Below are 11,789 nucleotides of genomic sequence, written 5' to 3'. Positions count from 1 at the left end.
GCCTCCTGAAGCCCTTCCGCTTGCCGAAAACCCGATATTGAAGCATCCTTCGCCACCGATGAGCTCTGTTGCCACCTTCACCGAAGAGACGCAGGGCAATCGCCCCGTGCTGCGCTTCAGCGGCAATCTGACGCTCGCGCGGGTCGGCCATCTGCCTGAGCGCCTGAACGAGGTGCCCGGCGAAGGCATGCTGCTCGACCTCTCCGACGTGGGGCGGATGGACACTGTCGGTGCCTGGCTGATCTACAAATTGACTCGCGACCGCGGGGCCGAGGTCGTCAACGCCAATGAGGATCAGGCGAAGCTGCTCGAACAGGTCGCGACGGCCGACCTTCCGGTGAAAGTCCATCCCGACAAAACAAACCCCTTCCAGCGCGTGCTGATCCAGATGGGCGGCGCGGTCGCAGCGGCGGGGACTACCCTCGTCGGCCTGCTCGGCTTCTTCGGCGCGATTCTCGCCTCCGCCTGGCAGCTCATCAAGCAGCCGCGCCGCTTCCGCAGCAACGCGGTCGTCCAGCAGTTCGAGGTGGTGGGCGTGCACGCGCTCGGCATCATCGGACTGATGAGCTTCCTGGTCGGCATCGTCATTGCACAGCAGGGCGCGGTGCAGCTCCGCCAGTTCGGCGCTGAGGTCTTCACCATCAACCTGGTCGGCCGAAGCGCGGTCAAGGAACTGGGCGTGCTGATGACCGCCATCATGGTGGCGGGCCGCTCGGGCTCCGCCTTCGCCGCGCAGATTGGGTCGATGAAGCTTGCCGAGGAAGTGGACGCGATGCGGACCATCGGCGTTTCGCCGGTCGAGGCGCTGGTCATCCCGCGGGTGCTCGCAACCGTTCTGATGATGCCGTTCCTCGCCTTTTACGCCGCGATCATCGCGATCATCGGCGGCGGCATCTTCGTCTGGTTTGACCTCGATATCCCGCCGATCACCTATATCCAGCGTATCCGCGAAGTCGTGCCGATGACGGACCTTTGGCAATGCCTGATCAAGGCGCCGGTCTTCGGTCTGATCATTGCGATGGCGGGCTGCTTCCAGGGCATGCAGGTCGAGGGCAATGCGGAGTCGGTCGGCCTTCGCACCACGACCGCCGTTGTGCAGGGCATTTTTCTGGTGATTGTACTCGACGCCTTCTTCGCCGTCTTCTTCACCTCCATCGGATGGCTGTGATGCAACAACGCGGCGAACCGATCATCGAGGTGAAAGGCCTCAAAAACAGCTTCGGCGACCAGGTCGTGCACGAGGACCTCGACCTCACTGTCCGGCGCGGCGAGATTTTGGGCGTGGTCGGCGGGTCAGGCACCGGCAAGTCGGTGCTGATGCGCTCTATCATCGGCCTGCAGCGGCCGGACGCGGGAGAGGTCAACGTGTTCGGCGAGAATATGCTCGACCGGGACGAGACGGAGGCGAAGCATATCCGCCGCCGCTGGGGCATCCTGTTTCAGGGGGGCGCGCTGTTCACCACGCTTACCGTGGCCGAGAATGTGCAGGTGCCGATCCGCGAATATTTCCCGCGCATCGATGGGGCACTCCTCGATGAAATCGCGGCTTATAAGGTGGTGATGGCCGGGCTCGATCCTGAAACCGGGCCCAAATTTCCGTCCGAGCTTTCGGGCGGCATGCGGAAGCGTGCGGGCATCGCGCGAGCCCTGGCGCTGGACCCGGAACTGCTGTTCCTCGACGAGCCAACGGCGGGCTTGGATCCGATCGGCGCCGCTGCCTTCGACCAGCTCATCAAGGATCTGAGTGACGCGCTCGGCCTCACCGTCTTCCTCATCACCCACGACCTCGACACGCTCTATGCGATCTGCGACCGCGTCGCGGTGCTGGCCGACCGCAAGGTGGTGGCAATTGGAACGATTCCGGAATTATTGGCTTTGGACCATGAATGGATCCAGGAATATTTCAGGGGCCCGCGCGGGCGCGCGGCCGCAACGGTAGCAAAGGACACGTCTAGCTGATGGAGACGCGCTCCAACCATCTTCTCGTCGGCGGCGTGGTGCTCGCCATGATCGCGGCGGTCGTCGCCTTCATCATCTGGCTCTCTCAAGTGTCGGGCGACGATCAGAAGAGATACGACATCTTCTTCAAGCAGGCGGTGGACGGGCTTGCGAAGGGATCGGCGGTCAGCTTCTCGGGCGTTCCAGTCGGGCAGGTCGAGCTGATCGCGCTCGAGCCGAACAGCCCCGAATTCGTCCGTGTCCGCATTGCCGTTCGCGAGGATACGCCGGTGCTTCAGGGCACGACCGCGACGATCCAGGGCGTGGGCTTCACCGGCGTTTCGCAGATCCAGCTGGACGGCGCGACGCGGGGAGCGCCGCCGATCACGCAGAAGGGTCCTTATGGCGTGCCGGTCATCCCGACCAAGCCGGGGGCGCTCGGGCAGCTTCTGAACAGCGCACCGGAGCTTCTGGAGCGCGTGTCGACGTTAACCGAGCGGTTAAGTGAGGTGCTGGACGAGGATAATCAGCGGTCGATCAAGGGCATCCTTGCGAATACCGAGCGGGCGACCGGCGCGCTTGCCGACCGTGCTCCGGAGATCGCGGCGACGCTCGCCGAGGCGCGGATCGCGATAGCGCAGGCAGGACGCGCTGCGGCTGCGTTTGAGCAGGTGGCGGGCACCAGCAATTCGTTGCTGAACGAACAGGGCCGGCCACTGCTGAATGATCTTCGCCATACGATCCGCGCGGCGGAAGGCAGCATGCAGAATCTGGACGCCTTGCTTGGCGAAGCGCGGCCGGGCGTGCAGGCGCTCACCAAGCAGACAATTCCCGAAATCGGCCTCCTCGTTCGCGACCTTCGCGAGACGACGGAAAACCTCAACAACATCACCGAAAAGGTCGACCGGCAGGGCGTCGGCGGCCTGATCGGCGGCGAAAAGCTTCCCGAATATAAGGGTAACAGACGATGAAGACCCGCTCCCTGATCGCGGCTTCCGCCGCTTTGGCGCTGGCCGGATGCGGCCTTGGCGGCAAGACGCCCGACCTGCTTCTGAACCTCACGCCCGAAGTGACAGTGCCGGAATCCGGCCGCACCTCCAATGCGGAGAATGCGATCACCGTTGTGCGTCCGACCGTGCCGCAAGCGCTCGATACGACGCGGGTACCGGTGATGGAGGGGCAGTCCGTTACCTATTTGAAGGATGCCTTCTGGGTGGACACGCCTGACAACCTGTTCCGGCGGCTGCTCTCGGAGACGATCGGCGCACGCACGGGACGTGTGGTACTCGATCCGCTGCAGTTCAGCTTCAATCCGGGTCACCGGCTGACCGGTCAGCTCCAGAATTTCGGGCTCGACGCGACGCGGATGGAGGCGGTCGTCACCTATGACGCCGCGCTGGCCCGCGGAGCCGAGAATGTGACCACCCGCCGCTTCGAGGCGCGCGTGCCGGTCGCTGCCGCTGACCGCAACAATGTCGCGCCGGCGCTCAATGCCGCGGCGAACCGCGTCGCGACCGAAGTCGCCGGCTGGATCGGCGGCTAGGCGGCGAGGCTTTTCGAAGCCTGTTCGAACACGTCCTTGCTGAGGCCCGGCGTATCGACGATGCGCTGGAGCTCCGCCTGCATCAGCGCCTGGCGCGCTTCATCGAACCTCCGCCAGCGGCCGAGGGGCGGAACCAACCGCGCTGCGGTCTGCGGATTGAGCTTGTCGACAGCGAGGATCATGTCGGCGAGGAAGCGGTAGCCCTCCCCAGACGCCGCATGAAAAGCGCGCTGGTTGGCGGCGAGTGCGCCGACGAGGGCGCGGAGGCGATTGGGGTTCGACAGGGTGAAGTCCGGATGCTTTGCCAGCACCGTCACCTGCTGCAGCGTGTCGTCGCGGCTGGAGAGCGCCTGTACGCTGAACCACTTGTCGAGCACGAGGGGATCGCTCCGGTAGCGTTCGTAGAAGGCGTTTAGCGCCGCGGTACGCTCGGCAGCATCGCTGTTGGCAAGCATGCCGAGCGCGCCCTGGCGGTCAGTCATATTGTCGGCAGCCTCGAACTGCCGCATCGCGATCTGCGGGGCGTCCTCGGCTCTGGCGGCCATCAGATAGCCGAGCGCAACGGTGCGGAGGCGCCGTGCGCCCTTGGCGGCAGGGGAATATTCGAACCGATTGGCGGAGGTCGCCGCATAGGCGCCACGCCAGAGATTTTCGAGTTCCTCGCCGAGCCGCGCCCGCAATTTTTCGCGCGCCGCGTGGATCGCCTCCGGATTCACCTCCGCCATGTGGTCGCCAATGAAGGCTTCGCTCGGCAGCAGCACCGCTTCGCCGACGAAGGCCGGGTCGAGATCGGCATTCGACAAGGTCTGCCGGACCGCTTCCACAACTGCTTCGTCGTCCGTTGGAGCGCCGGAGATGGCGGCGGTAAGCGTGTCCAGCATCAGCTGCTGCATCGCTTCGTAGCGGGCGAAGGGATCATCGTCGTTCGCCGACAAGAAGGCGAGATCGTCGGCGCTTCGCGACGCTACGACAATCACCGGCGCTGAGAAGCCGCGGTTGATGGAGAGGATCGGCCGTTCGCTGATGCCTTCAAAAGTGAGTTCGTGCGCTTCGCTTTCCAGCATCACCAGACGGTCGGCATATTTCTCGCCTGTCTTCTCACCGAACAGAGCGACTTTCAGCGGGATCGGCATCGGCTGCTTGATCGGCTGCCCCGGCGTCGGCGGCACATGCTGGGCGAGGCGTAGGTGCGCACGACCGTCGCCGGGTGCATGGACCAGCTCCGCCTTCACCCGCGGCGTTCCGGCCTGGCTGTACCAGAGGCGGAACTGCGTGAGATCGGCTCCCGTCGCATCCTCCATCGCCTTCACGAAATCCTCGCAGGTCGCGGCTTCGCCGTCATGGCGGTCGAAATAGAGATCGGACCCGGCGCGAAATTGGTCGGGGCCGAGGATGGTGTGCATCATCCGAATGACCTCGGCGCCCTTGTTGTAGACAGTCGCCGTGTAGAAGTTCGAAATCTCGATATAGGATTCCGGCCGGATCGGATGGGCGAGCGGCCCCGCATCCTCCTGAAACTGGGCGGCGCGGAGCATCTTCACGTCCTCGATCCGCTTCACCGCTGCCGAGCCGTGGTCGGCGGAGAATTGCTGGTCGCGGAAGACGGTAAAGCCTTCCTTCAGCGAGAGCTGGAACCAGTCGCGGCAGGTGACGCGATTGCCCGACCAATTGTGGAAATATTCGTGCGCAACGACGCCCGCGACGGCATCGAAATCGGCATCCGTCGCCGTTTCCGGATCGGCGAGGATGTAGCGCGAATTGAAGATGTTGAGGCCTTTATTCTCCATCGCGCCAAAGTTGAAATCGGAGACGGCGACGATGTTGAACACGTCCAGATCATATTCGCGGCCATAGGCCTTCTCGTCCCAGGCCATGCTTGCCTTCAGCGCCTGCATCGCATGTTCGGTCTTCGGCACATCGCCATCGCGGACCCAGATGCCGAGATCGACCGTCTTCCCGCTCTTCGTGACGAAGCTGTCGCGGTTAGCGACGAGGTCACCGGCGACCAGAGCGAAGAGATAGCAGGGCTTCGGGAACGGATCGTGCCATTCGGCCCAGTGCCGGTCACCCTCTTCGCCCGAAGCGATGGGGTCCCCATTGGCCAGAAGCACGGGGTAGCGCGCCTTGTCGGCGCTCATCCGCACCCGGTAGATGCTGAGCACGTCCGGCCGGTCGACGAAGGGGGTGATGCGCCGGAAGCCCTCCGCCTCACACTGGGTGCAGAGGATGCCGCCGCTTTCGTAGAGGCCCATCAGCTGCGAATTCGCGCTGGGCGCGATTTCGACCGTGGTGGTGACGGTCGCAGCGTCGGCGGCGATCTTAACGGTCAGGATGTCGCCTTCGTAGCTGTAGTCGGCCGCCTTGCCGTCCACCTCGACCGAGAGGACGGTCAGATCCTCTGCATTGAGCCGGAGCGGCCCCTCGCCGTTCCTGACCACCTGCAGCGTCGAGCGGACGATCGTTCGGGCAGGGTCGAGATCGAACTCAAGCGCGATCTCCGGCACCAGCCATTCGGGCGGGCGATAATCTTCGCGGCGGATTGCGGGCGGGGCGGCGGGCGCGTTCATGGCATCGAGCATGATCCGCACTTAGGCGCCTGACATAGGGCGTTCAATGCACCGGCCGCCGAAGCGGGACAGGTCGTGCGGTGCTTACACTCGCCCGATCTGTTGCTATAGCGCGGCCACGAAACGCCTTTGTCGCAGGACCATCTGAATTGACCACCATCATCCGTGAGGCCGACCTCATCGAGAGCGTCGCCGATGCCCTTCAATATATCAGCTACTATCACCCGATGGATTATATTCGCGCGCTCGGCGAGGCTTACGAGGCCGAGCAGTCGCCCGCGGCCAAGGACGCCATTGCGCAAATCCTGACCAACAGCCGCATGTGCGCGGAAGGGCACCGGCCCATTTGCCAGGACACCGGCATCGTCACTGTGTTCGTGAAATGGGGGCAGCAATGCCTGCTGGACAGCGACAGGTCGCTTCAGGAGGTGGTGGATGAGGGCGTCCGCCGCGCCTACCGCAATCCGGAAAACCCCCTCCGCGCGTCGATCCTGGCCGACCCCGCCTTCACCCGCGTCAACACGAAGGACAATACGCCGTCCGTGCTGCACGTGGAGATGGTGCCGGGCAATTCCGTCGACGTGACCGTCGCGGCGAAGGGCGGCGGCAGCGAGAACAAGTCGAAGTTCATCATGATGAATCCCAGCGACAATATCGTCGATTGGGTGCTGGAGACGGTGCCGAAAATGGGCGCCGGCTGGTGCCCGCCGGGGATGCTCGGCATCGGCATCGGCGGCACCGCGGAAAAGGCGATGCTGCTCGCCAAGGAAAGCCTGATGGGCGCGATCGACATGGCGCAGCTGAAGGCGCGCGGGCCAGAAAACCGGATCGAGGAGCTGCGCATCGAGTTGTTCGACAAAGTGAACGCACTCGGCATCGGCGCGCAGGGGCTTGGCGGGCTTTCGACCATCCTCGATGTGAAGATCCTCGACTGGCCGACCCATGCCGCGTCGAAGCCGGTGGCGATGATCCCCAATTGCGCCGCGACGCGCCATGCGCATTTCGTGCTCGACGGCTCCGGTCCAGCCTATCTCGAGACGCCGAAACTGGAGGATTGGCCGGAGGTCCACTGGACGCCTGACAAGGCGGCTAAACGCGTGAACCTCGACGCGCTGACGTCGGAGCAAGTGCAGAGCTGGAAGCATGGCGACCGCCTGCTGCTGTCCGGCAAGATGCTGACGGGGCGCGACGCCGCGCATAAGCGTATCCGCGACATGCTGGACCGGGGGGAAGAGCTGCCGGTGAGCTTCCGCGGACGCGTCATCTATTATGTCGGTCCGGTCGATCCGGTTGGCGAGGAAGTGGTCGGCCCCGCGGGCCCAACCACCGCCACGCGCATGGACAAGTTCACCGACATGATGCTGGGCGAAGGGCTGCTCGCCATGGTCGGCAAGGCGGAGCGCGGGCCGATGGCGATCGAGTCCATCCGCAAGCACCGCAGCGCCTATTTGATGGCCGTGGGAGGCGCCGCCTATCTTGTCGCGCGGGCGATCAAGGGGTCGAAGGTCGTCGGGTTCGAGGATCTCGGCATGGAGGCGATCTACGAATTCGAGGTCGAGGACATGCCGGTGACCGTCGCCGTCGATGCGGAGGGGCAAAGCGTCCACCATCTCGCCCCGCTCGTCTGGTGCGAAAAGATTGCGAAGATGAAGGCGATGGAGACCGCCTGATCAAGGCGCCGCGGCGGCCTCGATAGTCCTTGCGAGATCGATATCCTTCCGAGTCAGCCCGCCAGCGCTGTGGGTGGTGAGGAGGATGTCGACCTTGTTCCAGACATTGCTCCATTCCGGGTGGTGATCGGCCTTTTCGGCGGCAAGTGCGACGCGGGTCATGAAAGCGAAGGCTTCCGAGAAGTCGCAGAAGGCGAAGCTGCGGCTTATGCCGTCGCGGGTTTCGTCCCAGCTCCAGTCGGGCAGGCCGGCGAGCGCTTCGGCGCGTTCGGCGGACCCAAGTTTCGGCACCATTGGCTTCTCCTTCGCTAAGCCTTTATGTCGCTCGAAAGATGAGCAGGGGTCAAACCTTCGCGCCCGATATCGCGGCGATCGAGCGGCTTGCGGATACGGCGATCGCCGGGCTTCCGGAGGCGTTCCGCGTTCACCTGAAGGACGTGGTGCTGCGCGTCGAGGAATTCGCCGACGATCAGGTTCTGGCGGAGCTCGGCATCGAAGATCCTTTCGACCTTTCCGGCCTCTATAGCGGGCGGCCGATGGGCGAGCAGTCGTCGATGCCGTCAGGCGAATTGCCGCCGATGATCCACCTCTATCGCCGCCCTTTACTCGACGAATGGGCGGAGAGGGGGGTGAGCCTCGAGGAGTTGGTTACCCATGTGATCGTGCATGAGGTGGGTCATCATTTCGGCTTTTCCGACGAGGACATGCACGCGATCGAAGAGGGGGCGGGTTGAGCCTGCTGGCGCTGAAAGATGTCGCCTGCGTGCGCGGCGGACGGCTGCTGTTCGAGGGGGTGAGCCTGGAGCTTGAAGCCGGGGGCACGGCGATTGTGACCGGGCGGAACGGTATTGGCAAATCTAGCCTGATCCGGATTGCGGCGGGTTTGCTGCGACCCTCGGCGGGAGACGTGCGCGGCGAGCGGTCGGCTTTGGCCGATGAGGGGCTGGCGCTGGACGAGAAGCTGACGCTTGGGCGCGCGCTCGGCTTTTGGGCGAAGCTGGACGGCGGCGATGCGGGAGCAGGCATGGAGGCGATGGGGCTGGCGCCGCTCGCTGAGGTGCCGGTGCGGATGCTTTCGACCGGGCAGAGAAAGCGTGCAGCGCTGGCGCGGGTGGTGGCGAGCGGGGCGCCATTGTGGCTGCTGGACGAGCCCGCCAACGGGCTCGACGCGGAGGGGCTGGAGCGACTTGGGACCGCGATGGCGCGGCACCGGGTGGAGGGCGGCGCGATCCTCGCGGCTTCGCACCAGGACCTGCCGCTCGCTGGTGCGCAGGAGGTTAAGCTCGGATGATGGCGCTCGTGCTTCGTGAGCTGCGGCTGGCGGCAAGCGCGGGCAATGCGCTGCTGCCGGTCATCTTCTTCCTGCTTGTGGCGACATTGTTTCCGTTTGCGGTGGGGCCGGATGCACCGCTGCTGGCGCGGACCGGCGGCGGAGCGCTGTGGATGGCGGCTTTGCTTGCGGCCTTGCTCCCGGTCGAGCGGCTGATCGAGCCGGACCGGGCGAGCGGCGTGCTCGACCAGCTTGCGGTGCGGGGGATGAGCGAGGAGGCGGTCGCGGCGGCGAAGCTGGCCGGGCACTGGCTGAGCTTCGGGCCGGCGTTGATGATCGCTGCGGTGCCGGGCGCGATGTTGTCGAAGTTGCCGCAGGACGCGCTCTTGCGGCTGGAGCTTGGATTGCTCGCGGGAACGCCGGGTTTGGCAGCTTTGAGCCTGATGACTGCGGGCTTCACAATAGGACTTCGAAAAAGCGGTGCGCTTGCCGGTCTTCTTATGCTGCCGCTGGCAGTGCCTTTGCTGATTTTTGGTGCCGGAATGGAGGCGCCGGGAGCATTCCAGCTACTTGCTTCGGTGTCGCTTCTGCTGGTCGCCTTATGCCCGTTCGTCGTTGGGGCAACAATCAGGTCTGCGCGAACCTAGCTGGCCGACCAGCGCGCGAAGATTGCGGTCGGAAGCAGGAGACCGCGCGCTTCTTCGCGAACCGCCATATCGCCGCATTCGACGCGGCCGCCGAGGTGGCGGGTAGTTTGGGCGAGCAGTTCGCCGATGGCCAGCGCGGACATGCGGACGGCATAGACGGTGAGGACGAGGAAGCGGCTGTCCTCGTCGAGCAATTTCGCGCAGTCGGCGATAAGACCAGGAAGCCCCTCTTCCAGCCGCCACACCTCGCCTGCCGGGCCGCGGCCATATTTGGGCGGATCGAGAATGATGCCGTCGTAGCGGCGGCCGCGGCGGACTTCGCGAGCGGCGAACTTCGCGGCATCGTCGACCATCCAGCGGATCGGGCGGTCCGACATTCCGGAAAGGGCGGCATTCTCCTTCCCCGCCTCGACCGATTTCTTCGAGGCATCGACATGGGTCAGGCGCGCGCCGGCGGCCGACATCGCGAGCGTGCCGACGCCGGTATAGCCGAAGAGATTGAGCGCCTCCGTCCCCTCCCCCAGCCGCTCGCGCATCCAGGCCCATTGCGGCGCCATGTCGGGGAAGAAAGCGAGGTGCCGAAAGGGGGTGGTCTGGGCGCGGAAGCGGACATCCTCCCAGCCGAGCTCCCAGCCCTCGCGCGGCACGGGCCGGGCGAATTGCCAGCGGCCGCCGCCTTCTTCATCGGAGCCGGGCAGGAACTCGCCGTCCGCGTCCCATGTGTCGAGCGCGGGCGCCCACATGGCCTGCGGCTCCGGCCGGATGAAGCTGTAGCGGCCGTAGCGTTCGAGCTTGCGGCCGTTCCCGGAATCCATGAGCCCGTAATCGGGCCAGGGCTCCGCAATCAGGGTGGAAAGGTTCACGCCGCGCGGACGGCCGGAAAGCCGATCGTGGCGCGGGCGCGCGGGCCGGCGAGCATCTTCCGGCCGGCGGCGCGCACATCCTCCGTCGTCACCGCCTCGAGCGCGGCGACGACTTCCGAGGTTTCGACGAGGCGACCGTGGAGCGCGAGCTGGCGCGCGACATAGCTTGCCTGACCCCACGGGCTTTCCAGCGACATGAGAAGCCCGGCCTTCGCCTGGGTGCGAACACGGGCAACCTCGCGGTCGGTGATCGTCTCGGTCGCGTCGGTCACGACCTCCTCGATCAGCTGCGCGGCGGCGGCGGACTGGTTACGGGCGGTCGCCGCATAGATTGAGAAGAGGCCGGTGTCCCGCCACGGCATCAGGTGCGCGTAGACGGAATAAGCGAGGCCGCGCTCCTCGCGAAGCTGCTGGAAGAGGCGCGAGGACATGCCGCCGCCGACGATGTCGGAGAAGAGCCGCGCCGCATAATAGTCCGCATCGAGCTGGGCCGGGCCGCAATAGCCGAGCGCGAGATGCGCCTGATCGCAGGCAGCGCGGCCGACCCGGTCGCCGCCGGTAAAGACCGCCCGCTCCGGCTCCGCGATGGTGCCGGAGGGGAGCGCGCCGAAGGCGTTGTCGGCAAGCTCCGTCAGCCGGTCGTGCTCGACCTTGCCGGCAGCGACCAGCATCAGGCTTTCGGCGCGGTACTGGCTGTCGCGCCACAAGCGTAGGTCAGGAACGGTGATCGCGGCGATGCTATCCTCATCCCCCAGCACCGAGCGGCCAAGCGGCTGATCGGCGAAGGCGACGGAGAGCAGGTCGTCGAAGATGATGTCGTTCGGCGTGTCCCGCGCCTCGCCAAGCTCCTGAAGCACGACGTCCTTCTCGCGCTCCAGCTCTTTGTCGCTGAAGTGCGGGCGGAGGATCATGTCGGAGATGAGTTCGATCCCGAGCGGCACATGTTCGGCCATGACCGAGGCCATGAAGCTGGTGGAATCGCGGTCCGTAGCGGCGTTGAGGTCGCCGCCGACATCCTCGATCGCCTCGCTGATCTCCCGCGCCGAACGATCGCCCGCGCCCTTGAACACCATATGTTCGAACAGGTGTGCAATGCCGTTGAGGCGCGCAGGCTCGTAGCGGGAGCCCGTGTCCGCATAGAGACCCACCGCCGCGGTCTCGACGCCAGACATTTCCCGGCTGGCGACGCGAAGGCCGTTTGGAAGAGTGGTCAGCTTCATCATGGAGAGGCGCGGTTTAGGGCCTTGGGCCCAAAGCGGCAAGTTTCCCGCCGCTTCCCGTTTGCCGCCGC

Annotated in this window: 12 protein-coding genes; 8 read left to right on the top strand and 4 right to left on the bottom strand. The window is 65.3% G+C overall.

The annotated features are described in order from the left end of the window. Window positions 1–58 precede the first annotated feature (58 nt). Genes VGD10_RS03090 through VGD10_RS03075 form a run of 4 tightly spaced genes read left to right on the top strand, consistent with a single transcriptional unit; the run spans window position 59 to window position 3,481 of the window. On the top strand, window positions 59–1,168 hold the full coding sequence (locus VGD10_RS03090) for an MlaE family lipid ABC transporter permease subunit (RefSeq protein WP_331039329.1): 1,110 nt from the start codon (window positions 59–61) through the stop codon (window positions 1,166–1,168). Beyond that, window positions 1,168–1,959, top strand: coding sequence for an ABC transporter ATP-binding protein (locus tag VGD10_RS03085; protein WP_331039328.1), 792 nt, complete (start codon window positions 1,168–1,170; stop codon window positions 1,957–1,959). The genes VGD10_RS03090 and VGD10_RS03085 overlap by 1 nt, the downstream gene beginning before the upstream one ends. Next, window positions 1,959–2,909, top strand: a complete 951-nt coding sequence (locus tag VGD10_RS03080) for an MlaD family protein (RefSeq protein WP_331039327.1) — start codon at window positions 1,959–1,961, stop codon at window positions 2,907–2,909. The genes VGD10_RS03085 and VGD10_RS03080 overlap by 1 nt, the downstream gene beginning before the upstream one ends. Further along, entirely contained in the window at window positions 2,906–3,481 is a 576-nt protein-coding gene (locus VGD10_RS03075) for an ABC-type transport auxiliary lipoprotein family protein (RefSeq protein ID WP_331039326.1), read from the top strand. Before VGD10_RS03080 ends, VGD10_RS03075 begins: the two co-directional genes overlap by 4 nt. On the opposite strand, the gene pepN is transcribed toward VGD10_RS03075, so the two are convergent. Beyond that, window positions 3,478–6,060: an aminopeptidase N gene (gene pepN, locus VGD10_RS03070; RefSeq protein WP_331039442.1), complete on the bottom strand. Its 2,583-nt coding sequence runs from the start codon at window positions 6,058–6,060 to the stop codon at window positions 3,478–3,480. The two genes, VGD10_RS03075 and pepN, sit on opposite strands and share 4 nt — an antisense overlap. 137 nt (window positions 6,061–6,197) lie before the next feature. On the opposite strand from pepN, the gene VGD10_RS03065 reads away from it, so the two are divergent. Next, complete coding sequence (locus VGD10_RS03065) at window positions 6,198–7,718, top strand: fumarate hydratase (RefSeq protein WP_331039325.1); 1,521 nt, start codon at window positions 6,198–6,200, stop codon at window positions 7,716–7,718. On the opposite strand, the gene VGD10_RS03060 is transcribed toward VGD10_RS03065, so the two are convergent. Continuing rightward, window positions 7,719–8,012 (bottom strand): 4a-hydroxytetrahydrobiopterin dehydratase, encoded by a 294-nt coding sequence (locus VGD10_RS03060; protein WP_331039324.1) that lies wholly within the window; start codon window positions 8,010–8,012, stop codon window positions 7,719–7,721. 38 nt (window positions 8,013–8,050) lie between these two features. Here VGD10_RS03060 and VGD10_RS03055 point away from each other — a divergent pair, with 38 nt between their 5' ends. Genes VGD10_RS03055 through VGD10_RS03045 form a run of 3 tightly spaced genes read left to right on the top strand, consistent with a single transcriptional unit; the run spans window position 8,051 to window position 9,635 of the window. After that, the gene (locus VGD10_RS03055; RefSeq protein WP_331039323.1) at window positions 8,051–8,452 is read left to right on the top strand and encodes a metallopeptidase family protein; all 402 of its coding nucleotides are present in this window, start codon (window positions 8,051–8,053) and stop codon (window positions 8,450–8,452) included. Continuing rightward, complete coding sequence (gene ccmA, locus VGD10_RS03050) at window positions 8,449–9,009, top strand: heme ABC exporter ATP-binding protein CcmA (protein WP_331039322.1); 561 nt, start codon at window positions 8,449–8,451, stop codon at window positions 9,007–9,009. The genes VGD10_RS03055 and ccmA overlap by 4 nt, the downstream gene beginning before the upstream one ends. Beyond that, window positions 9,006–9,635: a heme exporter protein CcmB gene (locus tag VGD10_RS03045; RefSeq protein WP_331039321.1), complete on the top strand. Its 630-nt coding sequence runs from the start codon at window positions 9,006–9,008 to the stop codon at window positions 9,633–9,635. The genes ccmA and VGD10_RS03045 overlap by 4 nt, the downstream gene beginning before the upstream one ends. Here VGD10_RS03045 and VGD10_RS03040 read toward each other — a convergent pair. Both VGD10_RS03040 and VGD10_RS03035 read right to left on the bottom strand, forming a co-directional pair. Then, window positions 9,632–10,498 carry a class I SAM-dependent methyltransferase gene (locus VGD10_RS03040; RefSeq protein WP_331039320.1) on the bottom strand — a complete coding sequence of 289 codons (867 nt, stop codon included), beginning with the start codon at window positions 10,496–10,498 and terminating at the stop codon, window positions 9,632–9,634. The genes VGD10_RS03045 and VGD10_RS03040 overlap by 4 nt on opposite strands. Further along, window positions 10,495–11,721 (bottom strand): pitrilysin family protein, encoded by a 1,227-nt coding sequence (locus tag VGD10_RS03035; protein WP_331039319.1) that lies wholly within the window; start codon window positions 11,719–11,721, stop codon window positions 10,495–10,497. Before VGD10_RS03035 ends, VGD10_RS03040 begins: the two co-directional genes overlap by 4 nt. Window positions 11,722–11,789 lie beyond the last annotated feature (68 nt).

Source organism: Allosphingosinicella sp., from assembly GCF_036402135.1.
GTDB lineage: Bacteria > Pseudomonadota > Alphaproteobacteria > Sphingomonadales > Sphingomonadaceae > Allosphingosinicella.
This window is presented reverse-complemented; position numbering and strand designations above follow the sequence as displayed.